Origin of the sequence: Amycolatopsis sp. NPDC005232 (genome assembly GCF_040607795.1) — a bacterium.
Taxonomy (GTDB): domain Bacteria; phylum Actinomycetota; class Actinomycetes; order Mycobacteriales; family Pseudonocardiaceae; genus Amycolatopsis.
In genome coordinates this window covers 95,151-112,364 of record NZ_JBEXHL010000001.1, presented here as the reverse complement: position 1 = coordinate 112,364, position 17,214 = coordinate 95,151, and the positions used below count along the sequence as shown (strand labels likewise).

The 17,214-nt window shown below is 70.1% G+C and carries 16 protein-coding genes; 8 read left to right on the top strand and 8 right to left on the bottom strand.

The features are described from left to right. The first annotated feature begins 57 nt into the window (after positions 1 to 57). Complete coding sequence (locus ABZU76_RS00535) at positions 58 to 840, top strand: SRPBCC family protein (protein ID WP_354863659.1); 783 nt, start codon at positions 58 to 60, stop codon at positions 838 to 840. Between the two features lie 187 nt (positions 841 to 1,027). Here the strand turns inward: ABZU76_RS00535 and ABZU76_RS00530 are convergent, their stop codons facing one another. Continuing rightward, on the bottom strand, positions 1,028 to 2,140 hold the full coding sequence (locus ABZU76_RS00530) for a helix-turn-helix transcriptional regulator (RefSeq protein ID WP_354863657.1): 1,113 nt from the start codon (positions 2,138 to 2,140) through the stop codon (positions 1,028 to 1,030). Between the two features lie 381 nt (positions 2,141 to 2,521). On the opposite strand from ABZU76_RS00530, the gene ABZU76_RS00525 reads away from it, so the two are divergent. The 7 genes from ABZU76_RS00525 to ABZU76_RS00495 all read left to right on the top strand — a co-directional run bounded on the left by ABZU76_RS00525 (position 2,522) and on the right by ABZU76_RS00495 (position 9,816). Continuing rightward, a complete protein-coding gene (locus ABZU76_RS00525; RefSeq protein WP_354863655.1) occupies positions 2,522 to 2,998 on the top strand; it encodes a hypothetical protein in 477 nt (158 codons plus the stop codon). Between the two features lie 15 nt (positions 2,999 to 3,013). Continuing rightward, positions 3,014 to 3,877, top strand: a complete 864-nt coding sequence (locus ABZU76_RS00520) for a phosphotransferase (RefSeq protein WP_354863653.1) — start codon at positions 3,014 to 3,016, stop codon at positions 3,875 to 3,877. Positions 3,878 to 4,081: 204 nt separating this feature from the next. After that, entirely contained in the window at positions 4,082 to 5,377 is a 1,296-nt protein-coding gene (locus ABZU76_RS00515; protein ID WP_354863651.1) for a GGDEF domain-containing protein, read from the top strand. Between the two features lie 44 nt (positions 5,378 to 5,421). Next, entirely contained in the window at positions 5,422 to 6,480 is a 1,059-nt protein-coding gene (locus tag ABZU76_RS00510; RefSeq protein WP_354863649.1) for an NAD(P)-binding domain-containing protein, read from the top strand. 60 nt (positions 6,481 to 6,540) lie between these two features. After that, positions 6,541 to 7,362, top strand: coding sequence for an alpha/beta fold hydrolase (locus ABZU76_RS00505; RefSeq protein WP_354863647.1), 822 nt, complete (start codon positions 6,541 to 6,543; stop codon positions 7,360 to 7,362). A gap of 46 nt (positions 7,363 to 7,408) precedes the next feature. Then, positions 7,409 to 7,843: a MarR family transcriptional regulator gene (locus ABZU76_RS00500; RefSeq protein WP_255637639.1), complete on the top strand. Its 435-nt coding sequence runs from the start codon at positions 7,409 to 7,411 to the stop codon at positions 7,841 to 7,843. Then, on the top strand, positions 7,840 to 9,816 hold the full coding sequence (locus tag ABZU76_RS00495) for an MFS transporter (RefSeq protein WP_354863645.1): 1,977 nt from the start codon (positions 7,840 to 7,842) through the stop codon (positions 9,814 to 9,816). The genes ABZU76_RS00500 and ABZU76_RS00495 overlap by 4 nt, the downstream gene beginning before the upstream one ends. On the opposite strand, the gene iolD is transcribed toward ABZU76_RS00495, so the two are convergent. From iolD to ABZU76_RS00460, 7 genes are read right to left on the bottom strand one after another with little or no spacing between them, the layout of a single operon-like run. Then, positions 9,813 to 11,651, bottom strand: a complete 1,839-nt coding sequence (iolD, locus tag ABZU76_RS00490) for a 3D-(3,5/4)-trihydroxycyclohexane-1,2-dione acylhydrolase (decyclizing) (protein WP_354863643.1) — start codon at positions 11,649 to 11,651, stop codon at positions 9,813 to 9,815. The two genes, ABZU76_RS00495 and iolD, sit on opposite strands and share 4 nt — an antisense overlap. Beyond that, entirely contained in the window at positions 11,648 to 12,541 is an 894-nt protein-coding gene (iolB, locus tag ABZU76_RS00485; protein ID WP_354863641.1) for a 5-deoxy-glucuronate isomerase, read from the bottom strand. Before iolB ends, iolD begins: the two co-directional genes overlap by 4 nt. Beyond that, positions 12,538 to 13,434, bottom strand: coding sequence for an aldolase (locus ABZU76_RS00480; protein ID WP_354863639.1), 897 nt, complete (start codon positions 13,432 to 13,434; stop codon positions 12,538 to 12,540). Before ABZU76_RS00480 ends, iolB begins: the two co-directional genes overlap by 4 nt. Continuing rightward, a complete protein-coding gene (iolC, locus tag ABZU76_RS00475) occupies positions 13,431 to 14,360 on the bottom strand; it encodes a 5-dehydro-2-deoxygluconokinase (protein ID WP_354863637.1) in 930 nt (309 codons plus the stop codon). The genes ABZU76_RS00480 and iolC overlap by 4 nt, the downstream gene beginning before the upstream one ends. Beyond that, on the bottom strand, positions 14,357 to 15,139 hold the full coding sequence (locus ABZU76_RS00470; RefSeq protein WP_354863635.1) for an ATP-binding cassette domain-containing protein: 783 nt from the start codon (positions 15,137 to 15,139) through the stop codon (positions 14,357 to 14,359). The genes iolC and ABZU76_RS00470 overlap by 4 nt, the downstream gene beginning before the upstream one ends. Next, positions 15,136 to 16,164, bottom strand: coding sequence for an ABC transporter permease (locus ABZU76_RS00465; protein ID WP_354863633.1), 1,029 nt, complete (start codon positions 16,162 to 16,164; stop codon positions 15,136 to 15,138). Before ABZU76_RS00465 ends, ABZU76_RS00470 begins: the two co-directional genes overlap by 4 nt. Further along, entirely contained in the window at positions 16,161 to 17,192 is a 1,032-nt protein-coding gene (locus ABZU76_RS00460) for a sugar ABC transporter substrate-binding protein (RefSeq protein ID WP_354863631.1), read from the bottom strand. Before ABZU76_RS00460 ends, ABZU76_RS00465 begins: the two co-directional genes overlap by 4 nt. Between the last annotated feature and the right edge of the window lie 22 nt (positions 17,193 to 17,214).

The window sequence follows — 17,214 nt, the reverse complement described above, 5'->3', positions numbered from 1 at the left end:
GTGGGCCTCATCGGCTTCGGCCGAGACCGGCTTTGACGAAGGAGAGGAGGTCGGCCCGTGCGGCTCGACCACGAATTCACCGTCCCAGCGCCCCTCGAGGAGGTCTGGCAGGCCGTCATCGACCCCGAGCGCGTCGCCCCGTGCATGCCGGGGGCAGCGCTCACGAAGGTGGAAGGCGACTCCTTCACGGGCACGGTGAAGGTCAAGCTGGGCCCGATCTCGTTGCTGTACAAGGGCTCCGGCGAGTTCCTCGAAAAGGACGAAGCGGCCAGGAAGGTCGTCATCAAGGCCTCCGGCAAGGACTCCCGCGGCGGCGGCACCGCGGCGGCCACCGTGACGGTGACCCTGAGCTCCGTCGACGGCGGCACCCACGGCGCGGTGGCCAGCGACATCGCGATCACGGGCCGCCCGGCACAGTTCGGACGCGGCCTGATCTCGGAGGTGGGCGGCAAACTGCTGGACACCTTCGCCGGCAACCTGGCCGACTCACTGCGAACGGACTCCGGAGCGAGTGCTGGTGCGGCTGGTTCAGCCGCGGCGTCGGCCGGCTCGGGCTCGGTTTCGACCGCGCCGGCGGCCGCGGCCGCTCCGGCTGCCGAAGCGGCCGCGAAGGGCGACCTCGCCGAACAATCCGCCGCCGACACCGCCGAAGCCGGCTCACCGGCCTCGAAGCCCCAGCTTCGCAGCGTCCCGTCCGGCGGCTCGACCGGCGAAACCGAACCCATCGACCTCCTGGACTACGCGGGCCAGTCCGTTGCCAAACGCCTCATCCCGGTCGCCGCGGGCGCCGCGGTGCTGTTCGTGGTCTTCATGATCATCCGGGTACTGCGCCGCCGCTGACCCACGAGCGCCGGCGGGTCGCTACTCGCGCCCCGCCGGCGGGCGACGCGCGTTGCTCTGGTCAGTGATTCGACGGCGGGGCCGCCGACGCCTCGTGACCATCGGCAATCCGTCCGTTCGGCGGGTAGCGCTTGAGCTGTTGGGTACGCGTCTTCTCGCGGGACACCCTCTCTGACGAACGCCTGCCCTAACTGACGAGTCGTTCGATCTCGTCGACCCGTTGCCCGAGCCGGGCCGAGTTGATCTGGTCAGAGGCTTCGCGTGCCCGCTGGATCACGTCCCGCGCCTCGTCCAACTGGCCTTCCTTCGCATAAGACTCGGCCAGCCAGGTCTGGTACAGCGCGATCTCGCGGGCGTGGTCGGTGTCGTAACCCTCGATCGCGTGCCGCAAAAGCGGGGCCGCCTTCGCCGGCTGGCCCATCTCGATCCAGCACCGGCCGGCCATGACGTCGATCTCGTCCCTGCTCATCCAGTAGACCCATTCGGGCTCGGGAATCCCGTCGGAGCGCTCCTCGAAGGCGTCGTCGACCAAGTCGAGCACGCGCCGGGCACTCTCGACGTCTCGTGACCGCGCGGTGGCCCACGCGACTCGCTCAAGGAGGAGCGTGCGCGCAACGGGTGTCGCTCCACCCGCACCCTTCACCGCTGTCTTGGCCAGCAGCGCGCCGTCCGACGGATCTCCCACGTTCGCAATCTGGTACGAGAGCGACGACAGCAGCTGCCCGGCGAGCACATCGTCACCTGCGTCGTGCGCGGCGGAGACGCCATCCAGGTACACGTGCTGCGCGGCCTCGTAGTGCCCAGCGTCGCTCTCCACCCAACCCACGAGCTGCGACAGCTCGCCAACGGCGATGAGGAGCCGCCTCCCCATCTCCTCGGAGTAGGTCGCGCAGTGCGCGACGTTCCTCAGCTCAGACAACTCACGATGAACAACGGGCGCGAGGTCTCCCCCGCCAACTGTGTCATCCAGATGGCGAAGATCGATCACGCGCTGCTCGATCTCGGAGACCAGGCTCTCGCCGATTCTGCGGCCGGCCGTGCTGTGCGCCGCCATCGGGGTGTCGGCCACCAGCCACTCGTGAGCGACGCGAAGCGGATCCAGTCGGCGTCCGTAGAGGGTGTCGACCGGGACGTTGAGCGCGCGGGCGTACGCCAGCACGTGTTCGCGCTTGACATGACGCTTGCCGGTCTCCAAGTGCCCCAGCTGTGCCTTGCTCCAGTGCGTCTTTTTCGCGAGCGCGGACAGGCTGACACCGGCGTCCTCGCATGCGGCTTTGAGGCGTCGGCCCAGGTCGCTCATGTGCCTCACCACCCTGTAGACGCCTGTAGACGGCGATTCCATTCCCATGACGCGCTGTGAGCACCACGCTACCCGAGAGGGTTGTTCCGGGCGGCGGCAAAACGGGTGCACATTCCCCCGCCGGGGCGGCCCCTTCAACGACACGGGGGCGACAGCGATGAACGTGGACTTCGGCCTACTAGGCGTGCTGCTCGCGATCGCGGTAGTGACCTTGTTCGGTACCGCGTTCGTGATCGGCGTCGCAATGCGGGCCGTAGCGGAGTGGCGACGTGGGCGAACTCGGTGGGAAAACGGGGAGAACTCCCTCCATCGGCTCGTCGACCGGGCCTCTCGCGCTCTTGGCTGCGCGATTTCGGAGAATCACAAAACGAGGAGATGGCAATGACAATAGCCGTTGAAGATATCACTGGCCAGGGGCTAGTTTCCGAAAATCTATTCGGTCGACTTTCCAATCGGATAGCCAAAGAGAACGTGGTGTCACGCGCGTACGCGGCGCGCATTATGGATCAGGCCCTGGCTTTCCTTGGCGCATGTGCTCGAACCTCTGCGTCGCTGGCCCCGAGCGACACTGTCGACATCGGCTGGCGCACGTTTATTTTGTACACACACGAGTACGCTGAGTTCTGCGACCGCATCGCGGGGAGCTTCATCCACCACGTCCCCAATGACGACGAAGATGCCGACGGAAGCGGCATCCCCCTTCGCGAGATGATGGATCGCACGACCTCCGCCATCCGGTCGGCCGGGTTCGCGGTCGATCGTGATCTGTGGTTCAATTCGTCGGGGAAATGCGCGAAGTGCTCGCAGTGCAAGAACGGCTGCACTGACGATCCGCCGCCCGCAGCTACGTCGAACTAGCCTGAAGGAATAGTGATGGCCGTTCAGGATTGGCAGGAAATTCCCGACGCCGTTCGTCGCGCGGTCGAGAAGGAGGCCGGCTCGGTCTCTTCGGCCGTGTCGCCGTCGAACGGGCGGAACTCCGATCTTTTGGCGACTCTCCAGACGGAACGGGGAAAGTTCTTCGTCAAGGGTGTCGTGGCCGGCACGCGGAGGGCGCGGATGCAACAGGTCGAGGCGGCGGTGAATGCTGTCCTGCCCCACGCTGTTGCACCGCGTCTTCTGTGGGAGGTCGAGGCTGACGGGTGGTCTGTCCTGGGGTTTGAGCACGTCAACGGCCGGCATGCGGAACTCCGGCCGGGATCACCCGATCTTCCACTGGTTGTCGAATCCGCAGCCGCGATGGTTTCGTCGCTGGCGCGATGCCGGCTCGACCTTCAGACAGCTTCCGAGCAGTGGGCATGGATGAGCCCCTGGCGCCGCCTGTCCAAGGCGACGCTTGACGACCTCGACCCGTGGGACCAAAAGCACATCGAGCAGCTCATCGAATGGGAGCGCCACGCGATCCAATCTGTGCGCGGGGACAGTCTTGTACACGGCGACCTTCACCCCCTCAACATCCTCGTGTCAGAACGAGCCAGGGTCGTCGACTGGGCGTGGTCGACCATCGGCGCCGCATGGCTCGATACCGCAGCATTGGTCTTGCGGCTCGTCGCGGCGGGCCACACCCCGGCGCAAGCCGAGGAGTGGGCGAACCAGATCTCCGCGTACCGGGACGCCCCGGACCGCGCGGTCACCGCCTTCGCCGTGTTGATCATGGGGGCCTGGGTGTACAAGGGTACATTTCCGCAGCTCAACGATGTCGCAAGGCGGTACGTCCAGTACCGCTTGAGCGGGTAATAGGTCCAGCAACCGCAAAGAGTCCGTCTTCGGTCTGTCCGACTCCGCCCGGCCAAAACGGCCGGCCTCAGTCAGACCTTGCCCACCCGCTCTACTCCCACCATGTCCGCAGGGCAGAGGACCTCCGGGAATTCCCCCGGTCCGGCGACGGCGGAGGGTTGACCGGCTACTCTGGGCCACCTCGTCGGCCGAAGGGGCGTCACGATGCTGGGAGCGGGTCCCCGGGGCGTCCGGGGTGCGCTGGCGGCGTGGCGGGAGTGGGACGGCCTGCCGTCGCGCTGGGGGATGTGGGTGGTGGCGCGGCGGAGGTGGATCGCGTACGCCGTGGCTTGTGAGCTGGCCGCCGTGTCGGCCGTGGTGGTCGGGTTCGCGACCGACTTCGGGGGCACAGTCCAGGTCGGGTGGTTCGCGACGCTCGTCGTGCTGGGTATCGCGCAGGCCGAGATGTCGCGGCGGATCGAGCGGCTGCGCCGGTGGATGAGCGGCCAGACGCACATCAACGTCACCTCCGTCTGGTACCTCGCGGGCGCTTTCCTGTTGCCGCCCGCGTGGGTGGCGTTGCTGGCGCTCGTCCTCTACCTGCACCTGTGGCTGAGGGTCTGGCGCAGCGTGCGTACGCGGCCCGCGCACCGGTTCCTCGCCAGCACGGCGTGGGCGATGCTCAGCTGCTTCGCGGCGTCCTCCGTGCTCACCATCGACCACCTCAACGACGCGACCCTCAACACGTGGCACGGCATGCTCGCCCTCGTCGCGGCGGCGGCCGTGTTCGAGGTGGTCAACATGGCGCTGGTCGCCGCCGGGATCTACCTCTACACGGGCAGCCGCCAGGCCACGGACCTCCTCGGCACGTGGGAGGACAACGCGTTCGAGATCGCCACGCTGTGCCTCGGCGGCCTCGCCGCGCTCGCCCTCGTGGCGCAACCCGTGCTCGTCGTCTTCGTGGTGGCGCCGCTGCTTCTGCTGCACCGCTACCTGCTGCTCAAGCAGCAACTGCAGGTCGCCGCCGTCACGGACGAGAAGACCGGCCTGCTCAACACTGCCGGGTGGCACGACCTCGCCACGCGCGAGTTCACCCGGGCCCGGAGGCGGGGGCCGGGCAGTGAGTTCGCCGTCCTGATGATCGACCTCGACCATTTCAAGCGCATCAACGACACCTATGGCCACCTCACCGGCGACGAGGTCCTCGCCGCCGTCGCCGTGGCGATCGAGGACGCCGTGCGCCAGAGCGACACGGTCGGGCGGTTCGGGGGCGAGGAGTTCGTGGTGCTGCTGCCGGCCACCGGCGGCACGCCCGTGCTCGCCATCGCCGAGCGCGTGCGCGTCGCGGTGGGGGAGCTGGGTGTGGTGGTCGGAGGGACCGTGCAGGTCAGCGGCCTGTCGGTGTCCGTCGGCGTCGCCGGGTACCCCGACGCGGGCGACACGCTCGACCAGGTGCTGCGCTCGGCCGACGCCGCCCTCTACCGAGCCAAGGACGCGGGGCGCAACCGCGTCGCCGTGTGAGTCACCGCTCGAAATACGCGCTCTGCCAAGTTGTTGAACGTTGTATGAGTGCGGATCACGAGACCGACGTCGTGGTGATCGGGGCCGGGCAGGCGGGGCTGTCGGCGGCGTACCACCTGCGCCGCGCGGGACTCGCCAACGAGAGGGGCTTCGTGGTCCTCGACCACGGCAAACGGCCCGGTGGTGCGTGGCAGTACCGCTGGCCTTCACTGGTCGTCGGCAAGGTCCACGGTATCCACGACCTGCCCGGCATGGCCTTCGGCACGCCCGACACGACCAAGCCCGCCAGCGAGGTCGTGTCCGAGTACTTCGGCCGTTTCGAGAAGACCTTCGACCTTCCCGTGCACCGCCCGGTCGACGTCACGGCCGTGCGCAAAACCGGCGACCGCCTGCTGGTCGAGACCCCCGCCGAGACGTGGGCCGCGCGCGCCGTGGTGAGCGCGACGGGCACGTGGGACCGCCCGTTCTGGCCGCACTACCCGGGGCAGGAGACGTTCGCCGGCCGCCAGCTGCACACCGCCGACTACGCCGGCGCCGAGGAGTTCCGCGGCCGCCGCGTGGTCGTGGTCGGCGGCGGTACTTCGGCCGTGCAGCTGCTGATGGAGATCGGGCCCGTCGCGAGGTCGACGACCTGGGTCACCCGCCGGCCGCCGATTTGGCACGACCAGGACTTCAACGAGGACTGGGGCCGTCAAGCCGTCGCGAAGGTGGAGCGGCGGGTGGCGGAAGGGCTGCCGCCGCAGAGCGTCGTGAGCGTCACCGACCTTGCCGTGACGCCCGAGGTGCGGGCCGCGGAGGCCGCCGGGTACCTCGACCGCAAGCCGATGTTCGACCACCTCGTGCCCGAAGGCGTCGTCTGGGCCGACGGCACCTTCGAACCCGCTGACCTGATCCTCTGGGCCACCGGCTTCCGCGCCTCGATCGACCACCTCGCGCCCCTGCACCTGCGCGCGCCCGGCGGCGGCATCCGCTTGGACGGCACACGCGTGGTCGCCGAACCGCGCCTGCACCTCGTGGGCTACGGGCCCTCGGCCAGCACCGTCGGCGCCAACCGCGCTGGGCGCGCCGCCGTGCAGGAGATCCGCCGGTATCTCGACCTCTGAACTCGACAACTCCATACGACGTAAAGTATCGTCGGCTCCAATCGCTTACAACGTAAAGAGATGGGGGCCCGCATGGTCACGCTGCCCGGCGGAACCACGATCGACGTCGAGGTGCACGGCGACGGACCCGCGTTGCTGCTGCCTGTGAATCCGCGCCCGCCGGAAGGCGAGCAGGCCGAGTCCGTGCGCCAGTGGGGCGGCGACCCCGCGCTGGGTCGCTCGCTCATCGACGGTCTCGCGGGCTTCCGCGTGATCGCCTTCGACTACGAGGGCCACACCCTCGCCCATCCACGCCCGGAAACCCTTACGCCGGACGAAATCTCGGCCGACCTGCTGGCGATCGCGTCAGCTGTGAACGCCGAAAGCTTCGCCTACTACGGCTACTCCTGGCTAGCCCTCGCCGGTCTGCAGCTCGCCCTGCGCACCGACCGTCTCGCCACCCTGGTGATGGGCGGCTACCCGCCCCTCGACGGCCCGTACGACGCGATGCTCGCCGTCACCCTGGCGACGCACGCGATGCCCCGCACGGAAGGCGGCGACGCGACACCGGGCGATTGGGACTCCGTCGACTTCACGATGTCCACGGCGCAGACTCGCCAGTTCGTCACGCTTTACGAGGCCCTGCAAGGCTTCGACGACCACGCCGTCCACCTGACGTGTCCTCGCCTGTGCTTCGCAGGCGCCGAAGACCGCATCGACTACGGCGAACGCTGGGGTGGTGTCACGGTCGACATCGCGGGTCCCCTCGTCGCGAACCGCGCGGCCCTCGAAGAGGACGGCTGGACGGTCGAGCTCCTCGAAGGTCTCGACCACATGAGCGCCATGCAGGCCAAGGTCGTGCTCCCGATCCTGCGTCCCTGGCTCGACGAGCACGTGGCGTAGATCAAGAAAATAGACAGCCGAGACTGATCAGTATAGGCTGTCTATCGTGAACGAACAGAGCTCTCCCGACGTCGTGGCCCAGCGGCTGCGGATCCTCGTCGGCCGGTTGCGGCGGCGGATGCAGGACGCGTCGTCCGTGCGTGGACTGAGCGCGCCGCAGGCGTCGGCGCTGGCGCGGCTGGCGATTTCCGAACCGTCGTCGGCCAGTCAGCTGGCGGGTGCGGAGCGGGTCCGGCCGCAGTCGATGGCCAAGACGGTCGCGGCGCTGCACGAGCAGGGCCTGATCCGGCGCGAGGCCGACGCCGAAGACGCGCGACGCCAGCTGCTTTTCCTGACCGACGAGGGGCGCGCCGTCGCCCAGGGGGCCCGCGCGAGCCGGGAAGAGTGGCTGGCCAACGCGTTCGAGCAGCGCTTCACCGAGGCCGAGCGCCAGGTCCTGGACCAGGCACTGACCTTGCTGGAGCGCGTGGTCGAAGAATGACCGCGCCTGTGAAACCACGCGAGCGGTTCGGCGCGGGCGACGGGTTCAACCGCAAGCTCATCGCACCACTCGTCTCCGGTGCGATCCTGAACCCGATCAACTCCACGATCGTCTCGGTCGCGCTGGTGCCGATCGGCGTCGCGTTCGGCGCACCGCCCTCGCAGACGGCGTGGCTGATCTCCGCGCTGTACCTCGCGACGGCGGTCGGCCAGCCCGTGGTCGGGCGCCTGATCGACATCTACGGTCCGCGCCGGCTGTTCCTCCCCGCGGCGGCGCTGGTCGGGGTCGCGGGCGTGATCGGCGCGCTCGCCCCGAACCTGGCGGTGCTGATCGTCGCCCGCGTGATCCTCGGCTTCGGCACCTGCGCCGGGTATCCCGCGGCGATGCGGCTGATCCGCGACGAGGGCCGCCGCACGGGCGAGGACAGCCCCGCCGGCGTGCTCACCATCCTGGCGATCGCCACGCAGACCATCGCCGTGATCGGCCCGCCGCTGGGCGGGCTGCTGATCGGCCTCGGCGGCTGGCGCGCCACGCTGGCGGTCAACATTCCCATCGCGGTCGTGGCGTTCGTGCTCGGGTGGCTGCGCTTCCCGCGCGACGAACGCGCCCCGGGCAAGCTGAACCTCGACTTCCCCGGCATGGCCTTGTTCGCGACGACGCTGGTCGCGCTGCTGCTGTTCCTCATGAACCCGCACGCCGGCTCGTGGTACCTGCTCGTGATCACCGTGCTCGCCGCGGCGGCCTTCACAGTGCACGAGTTGCGCCACCCCCGCCCCTTCATCGACCTGCGAGTGCTCGGCGGCAACGTCCCGCTGCTGCTCACGTACGGCCGCGCCCTGCTCGCGTACGTCGTGTCCTACAGCTTCATCTACGGCTTCACCCAGTGGCTCGAGGACGGCCGTGGCCTGTCGGCGAGCACCACGGGCCTGGTCACGCTGCCGATGTTCGCCGCCGGCATCGTCGTCTCGGCGATCACCGGACGCCGGCAAGGCTTGCGCGGCAAGCTGTTCGTCGCTGCGGTCGCGCAGCTCGTCGCATGTGTGCTGCTGCTGACGATGGTGCCGGCCAGTCCGTTGTGGACGATTGTCGGGCTCGTGCTGATCTTCGGCATCCCGCAAGGGCTCAACAGCCTCGCGCTCCAGAACGCGGTGTACGGGCAGGCGAACCCCGACGACGTGGGCGCGTCCGCTGGTCTGCTGCGCACCTTCGGCTACCTCGGCGCCATCGTCTCCTCCGCCGCCCAAGGCGGCTTCTACGGCCAACGAGCCGACACCGGCGGCCTCCATCACCTGGCGTGGTTCCTCGTGATCGCGAGCGTCGTCTTCCTGCTCGTCAACGTCCTCGACCGGACGCTGGCGCGATCCACCCCCTCCGAAAGGCACCCGGAAATGACCGAACAGCTCGACCCGGCCCGCACCGCCCTGCTCGTCATGGACTACCAGGCCGGCATCGTGAGCCGCGTCGCCGACGACCAGGCGCTGGTCGATCGCGTCGGCACCGCGATCTCCGACGTCCGCGCCCACGGCGGGCACGTCGGCTGGGTCCGCGTCGGCTTCGACGACGCCGAGTTCGACGCCATCCCGTCCACCAGCGTGTTCGCCCGCATGGTGGCGCCCGAAAGCCGCGCGGTGATGCACGCCGACGCCCCGGCCACCCAGATCGACGAGCGGCTCAGCCCGCAGCCGCAGGACGTCTCGGTGCGCAAGATCCGCGTCGGCGCGTTCACCACCACCGACCTCGACACCCAGCTGCGCGAGCGCGACGTCGACACCCTCGTGCTGGCCGGCATCAGCACCAGCGGCGTGGTGCTCAGCACCGTGCGCGAGGCGATGGACCGCGACTACCGCATCCTCGTCCTCGACGACGCCACCGCCGACTTCGAGCCGGGCACCCACGAGTTCCTCACCGGCACGATCTTCCCGAAGTTCGCCACCGTCCTCGACGTCGACGCGCTGGCGAAGCTCTGGGCCTAGCGGCTCAGGTAGCGGACCTGCCCGGGCTTCGCGGCGTCGAAGTCCGGGCGGCCCGCCAGGTGCTCGGGCACGCCGACCTCCCACCACGCGCCGGCTTCCGTCCACGCCGCGGGCAGCGTGCGCACCACGACCACCGCGGGCCGGCTCTCGGCGACGGCGGCCGTGCGCGCCTTGGCGTACGCGTCCCGGAGATCGTCGACCGACGAGGCCGAGAACGCCACGCAGCCCAGGGATTCCGCGTGGCGAGCGAAATCCACGCGGGGCGGCTCGGCGTGGGAGGTGCGGCAGTCGGCGTAGAAGTTGTTGAACGGTTTGCCACCCTGGCCCTGTTGCAGGCGCGCGATCACGGCGTATCCGTCGTTGTCGCAGACCACCGCGACGAGCGGGTGGCCCGCGAAGGCGGCGGAGAACAGGTCGGAGTTGAGCATCAGGTACGAGCCGTCGCCCAGCAGGGTCGTCACGAGGCCGCCGTCGTGGGCCATCGCGGCGCCCCACGCGCCGGAGAGCTCGTAACCCATGCACGAGAAGCCGTACTCCACGTCCATGCTCACCTCGCCGGACCCGCGCCAGCCGCCGATCAGCTCACCGGGCAGCCCGCCTGAGGCGGTCATCACGTAGTCGCGCGGCTCGGACAGGTCGTTGACCACACCGACGACCTGCGCGTAGCTGGGGATCTCCGAAGCGGCAGAACGCAAGGAGCCGATGTGCGCGTCCCACTTGACACGCTCCTCGGCGGCCTGGGAAGTCCACTGTGGATCGACGCGCCAGCTTTCCAGCTGTGCGGCCAGATCGTCGAGCCCGGCGTAGGCGTCGCCCACGACGGCCAGCGCGCCGTGCTTCACCGCGTCGAACGCGGCCGCGTTGAGCGTGACCAGCCGCATGTCCGGCGAGAACACCGTCCACGACGCGGTGGTGAAGTCCTGCAGCCGGGTGCCGACGGCGAGCACCACGTCGGCGGTCGCGGCCACGGCGTTCGCCGAAGACGACCCAGTGACACCCAGTGGCCCCGCGTACAGCGGATGGGTGTGCGGCACCAGCGTCCGCCCCGCCGTGGTCTCCGTGACCGGAATCCCGTGCCGCTCGGCGAACTCCAGCGCGCGCTTGCCCGCACCCGAGTAGCGCACGCCGCCACCCAGCACCAGCAGCGGACGCCGGGCCGCGCGCAGCACCCCGGCCGCCTCGGTCACCGCGCGCCGGTCCGGGCGCGGGCGCGGCAGCCGGTGCGTCACGGGCTCGAAGAGCGTTGGCGGGAAGTCGAACGTCTCGGCCTGCACGTCCTGCGGCAGCGCCAGCGTCACCGGACCGCAGTCGGCCGGGTCGGTGAGCACGCGCGCGACCTGCGGCAACGTCGCGAGCAGTTGCTCCGGGCGCGTGATCCGGTCGAAGTAGCGGCTCACGGCGCGGAAGGCGTCGTTCACCGTCGCCGTGCCGTCGTGGAAGGGCTCGATCTGCTGCAGCACCGGGTCGGGCGCGCGGCTGACGAACGTGTCGCCCGGCAGCAGCAGCACCGGCAGCCGGTTGGCGTGCGCGACCCCCGCGGCCGTCACCATGTTGAGCGCGCCAGGGCCGATCGACGACGTGACCACGCCGACCTGGCGCCGTTGTGCCGCCTTCGCGTAGCCGACGGCCGCGAGCGCCATGCCCTGCTCGGTGTGCCCGCGCCAGACGGGGATCTCGGCGCGGTGCTCTTCGAGCGCGGTGCCGAGGCCGAGAACGTTGCCGTGGCCGAAGATCGCGAAGACACCGGGGAACAGCGGCACCTCGCGGCCGTCGAGCGTCTCGGAGCGCTGCGCGAGCAGCCAGCGCACCAACGCCTGCGCCGTCGTCAGCCTCATCGCCGGATTCGCCCTTCGTAATCGGTGACGGGACACCGAGGGTCCTGCTGCTGCGTGGCCCAGGTGTCGCGGACCCAGCCGTGCGCGGGGTCGTCGCAGAACGCCATCGAACGCTCTTCGGCGGGCCCGGCCAGCACGTTCAGGTAGTACATCGGGTAACCCGGCGCCGCGACGCACGGGCCGTGGTAGCCACGCGGGATCACGAAAACGTCGCCGTCGCGCACCGCCACGTCTTCGTCGAGCGAACCGTCGGCCGTGTAGGTGCGGTGCAGGCCGAAGCCCTCACGGGAAGGCGTGATCCCGTCGCGCCCGGCGATGCGGAAGTAGTAGATCTCCTCGTTCACGACCTCGCACTCGCTCGCCTCGTCGTGCTTGTGCGGCGGATAGGAGGACCAGTTGCCGTCGGGCGTGATCAGCTCGCACGCATTGAGCTTGTCCGCGTGGTCCCACACGCCGGGCACGCCGAAGTTGGTGACCTGCCGCGTCGCCTGGCCTGACCCGCGGACCTCCACCGGCACGTCCTCGGCCGCGCCGTACCTCGGCTCCAGCCGGCGCTCGCAGCGGGCCATCGGCAGCGCGACCTCGGCGCCGGTGGCCGAGGTCAGCTCGACCTCGGCGTCGCGCGGCACGTAGACGAAGTCGGTGACACGCGAGAACACCGAATCGCGGCCTTCGAGCTCGAACTCCTCGTCGTCGACGCGCACGGTGAGCGAGCCGGACAGCGGCAGCACGAACGCCTCGAACTCGCCGGTCTCGATCATCCGGGGCAGCCGGCGGCCGACCTTGAGGACCCGCAGGCCGGTGTGCGACCAGCCGGCTCCTTCGGGCGTCAGCAGAATCGGGTCCGAGTCGTCGGTCAGTGTCCCGTGTGGACGGTGCAGTGCGCTCACTTCGCGGCCTCCAGGATCTTCGCGGCAGCTGCCACGGCGGACCCGACGTCGCCGTCGGGCGGGTAGAGCAGGGTACGGCCCACGACGAGGCCGCGCACCACGTCGTGCCGCAGCGTGCGGCCCCACGACGCCAGGTCGGCGGCGGGGTCGCCGGAGGGCACCCCGCCCAGGATCACCACCGGCAGCGTCGTGGCGCCGAGCACGGCGGTGTCGTCGGTCGACGGCAGCTTGAGCCAGGTGTGCGCCGACGTCACACCGATGCCCGAGGCCACCGTGACGGCCCGGGCCAGCGCCGCGGCGTCCTTCTGCAGCACCAGCCGGCCTTCGGCACGGGCGTAGGGCAGGGGCTCGACCATGGCGACGAGGCCGTAGGAAGCGAGCTCTGTGACGGCGTCGGCGCAGGCTTGCAGGGTCGGGACCGTGCCGGGGTCGTCGTCGACGAGCCGCAGTAGCATCTTGCCGCCGTCGAGCCGGGAGTCGACGAGCGACGCGGCGTGGTAGCCGGTGAAGCGGTCGTCGATCTCCCAGTCGGCGCCGGCCAGGCCACCGCGGTTCATCGAGCCGATCACGACCTTGTCGTGCAGCGCGTCGAGCAGCAGCAGCTCCTCGACGACGTCGGGGGTGGCGAGCAGCCCGTCGACGGCCGGGTTGGCCAGAGCCACCAGCAGCCGTTCGAGCAGCGACCGGCGGTCGGCCATCGCGAGCGGGTCGCCGCCCACGCCGAGTGCGCCGCGGGCCGGGTGGTCGGCGGCGACGAGGAACAGGGTTCCCTTGTCCGACAACAGGTTCTCGCGCCGCCGCCGCGACGCGTACGCCCGCCGCACGGCGCCCGGGTCGGTGGCCCGCACGCGCAGCAGCTCGCTCCAGCGTTCGTCGGTCAGCAACGGCGTCACAGCAGCTCCTCGATCTCCGCGGCGGTCGGCATCGCGTCGGCGCATGCGAGCCGCGCCGCGACCAGCGCGCCGGCCGCGTTCGCGTACTCCGCGAGGCGCACCGGCTCCCAGCCCGACAGCAGCCCGTGCACGAGGGCACCGCCGAAGCCGTCGCCCGCGCCGAGGCCGCACACCACCTCGACGCGCTGCGGTTTCACCGTCGCCCGGCCTTCGGGAGTCGCGACGAGCACGCCTTCCGCGCCCTTCTTGATCACCGCGAGCCGCACGCCACGGGTGAGCATCCGGTCCGCGGCCTCCTCCGGGTCCGCCGTGCCCACGGCCACCTCGACTTCCGCGCGGTTGCCGACGGCCACCGTCACGTGGTCGAGCATCCAGCCGATCTCCTCGCGCGCGTTCTCGACGTCCGGCCAGAACATCGGCCGGTAGTCGAGGTCGACCACGGTGTGCTGCCGCCGGCCGCGCGCCTCGAGGATCTTGCGCTGCGTCGTGCGCGCCGGGTCCGTGGAGACGCCCGTGCCCGTGACCCACAACAGCGGGACCTCGCGGACGACGTCCCACGGCACGTCGGCGTCGGTCAGCGTGAGATCGGGCGCGATGGGGGAGCGGTAGAACAGCAGCGGTGGGTCGGCCGGCGGGTTCAGCTCGCAGAACACCACCGGCGTCTGCAGGTCCGGCGAGGTGCCGACGTGGTCCGGTGAGACGCCGAAGCGCGTGAGCGCCTGGCGCACGTAGTCGCCGAACCCGTCGGGCCCCACCTTCGTGAGCACGGCGGTGCGGCGGCCGAGCCGCGCGGCGGCGACCGCGACGTTGGTCGCGGTGCCGCCGAGCGACTTGGCGAACGTGGCGACCTCGGCCAGCGGCACGCCGCTCTGCTCGGGGTAGAGGTCCACCCCGACCCGGCCGACGGTCAGCGCCTCGAGACTCACGTCTCCACCGCGCGCAGCTCGTGTTCCAGGGCCTCCAGCTCGGCACCGCCCGCCATCTGCCGCGTGAGCTCCTCGATGCCGATCTCGGGCTTCTCGTACGAGCCGAGCGCGGCACCCCGCTTGAGCAGCAGGAACCGGTCGGCCACCGGGTAGGCGTGGTGCGGGTTGTGCGTGATCAGTACGACGCCGAGGCCGCGGTCGCGCGCCTGCGCCACGTACTTGAGCACGACCCCGGCCTGCTTCACGCCGAGTGCCGCGGTGGGCTCGTCGAGGATCAGCACCTTCGCGCCGAAGTGCACGGCCCGCGCGATGGCCACGCACTGGCGTTCACCGCCCGACAGCGTGCCCACGGGCTGCTCGACGTCGCGCAGGTCGATGCCCATGTCGGCCAGCGCCTGTTTGGTGGTCTCGCGGCCCTTCTTCCGGTCGAGCATCCGGAACGGGCCGAACCCGGTGGTCGGCTCGGAGCCGAGGAAGAAGTTGCGCCAGACGCTCATCAGCGGCACCACGGCGAGGTCCTGGTACACCGTGGCGATGCCGAGGTCGAGCGCCTCGCGCGGCGAGGTGAACCGCACGGACTCGCCCTCGACCAGGAACTCGCCGCGGTCGTGCTGGTGCACGCCGGCGAGGATCTTGATGAGCGTGGACTTGCCGGCGCCGTTGTCGCCGAGCACGCAGGTGACCTCGCCCGCGTTGACCACTGTGGACACGTCGCGCAGCGCCACGACGCTGCCGTACATCTTGCCGACGTCCTTGACTTCGATCAGGGGAGCGTTCATCGCCGGACCCTTTCCGCACGTCGCCGGAAGGCGTTGTTGACCAGGACCGCGGCCAGCAGCATGATCCCGAGGAACAGCATGAACCAGTCGCTGTCCCACCCGGCGAACACGATGCCCTGGCGCGCCATGCCGAAGATCAGGGCGCCGATCGCCGCGCCCACGGCCGAGCCGTACCCGCCGGTGAGCAGGCAGCCGCCGATCACCGCGGCGATGATGTACTGGAACTCCAGCCCGATGCCCTGGTTGGCCTGCACGCTGGCGAACCGCAGGATGTTGATCGAGCCGACGAGCCACGCCGCGAGCGCCGTACCCATGAACAGCAGGATCTTCGTGCGCACCACCGGCACGCCGACCGCGCGCGAGCTGGCCGCCGAGCCGCCGACGGCGAAGATCCAGTTGCCGAACCGCGTGCGCGAAAGCAGCCACGCGGCCACCGCCGTCACCCCGATCCACCACACGATGGAGATCTGGAACGGCGTGCCCCCGATGTCCACCGTGGAGGCGAACACGAACCCGGCCGAGGCGTAGCCGTCGGTCGAGCGCATGCCCGAGACCTGCACGGTGCCGGTGACCAGCCGCGTCACGCCGAGGTTGAGGCCCTGCAGTGCCAGGAACGTGCCGAGGGTGACGATGAAGCTCGGCAGGCCCGTTTTCATCACGAGCCAGCCGTTGAACGCGCCGACGACCAGCGCGAACACCAGCGAGGCCAGCAGCGCGAGCCACACGTTCCAGCCCGCCTCGGTCGCGAGGATCGCGGTGACCAGCGAGGTCGATGCTGTCATCACGCCCGCCGACAGGTCGAACTCACCGCCGATCATCAGCAGGGAGACTGCCACGGCCATGATGCCGAGCGTCGCCGCGTCGTCGAGCCAGGTGGCCGCACCGCTGGCGCTGAAGAACTTCTCGGTGACCAGACTGAAGAACAGGAACACCACGGCGGCGCCGAGCAGGGCGCCGATCTCCGGCCGGACCACCAGCCGGTCCATGAGCGTCGGTTTCACGAGCCGCTCGTCGAGGGTCGTCATCGGGTGCCCCTTTGCACGTACTGGCCGACCTTGTCCACAGTGGATTTGTCGACCAGGTCGGGGCCGGTGAGCACCGGCTTGCCGCCGCCGACGATGTTCGCGTTGTCGCGGTAGAGCTTGAGGAACATGACCGGCAGGTAGCCCTGCTCGTACTGCTGCTGGTCGACGGCGAAGAGCACGTCGCCCGACTTGATGGCGGCCACCACGTCGGAGTTGAGGTCGAACGTGCCGACCTGCGCCTTCGAGCCCACCGACTTGATCGCGCTCACGGCCCGCGCGGCGACCTGCGAGTTCAGGGTCAGCACGGCGTCGATCGACGGGTCGGTCTGCACGGCGCCGCGGATGCGCGACTCGGCGTCGGTGGGGTTGGAGATGTCCACCTGCAGCGTCTGCACGTCGCCGCCGAAGCCGGCCTTGGCGCCGTCACACCGTTGCGCCTGGCCGATGTTGCCGGCTTCGTGGATCACGCAGAGCAGCTTCCTCTTGCCGAGGTCCTTGAACTTCTTGCCGGCTTCCTGGCCCGCGATGGACTCGTTCTGGCCCACGTGGGTGAGCGCGCCGTAAGCCGCGCTCTTGTCCTCACCGGAGTTGATGGTGATGACCGGGATGCCGGCCCGCACCGCCGCCTCGATCGAGGGCTGCAGGGCTTCGGGGTTGGCCATCGAGACGACCAGGCCCCCGATCTGCTGGGCGACGGCGTTGTCGATCAGCTTGGCCTGCGCTCCCGGGTCACCGTCGGAGGCGTACTCGACCTGCACACCCAGATCCTTGCCCGCCTGCTCGGCGCCGTTCTTGACCACGTTCCAGAACGCGTCGCCCGCGGTGCCGTGGGTGATCACGGCGACCTTGAGCGGCCCGGACTCGACCGGTGCCGCGGCGGGGGCCGTGGCCTTCGGCTCGGCCGCGGGCCCGGTGCACGCCGACAGCAGCAGGCCGGTGGCCAGCAGCCCCGCCACGACCCGGGCGGCCCTCGAGCGCGGTTTCGGCACCGTGCGCCTCAAAACCCCGCGCCTCAAGCGATGGGACATCGTCGTCTCTCCTCGCTGCGTT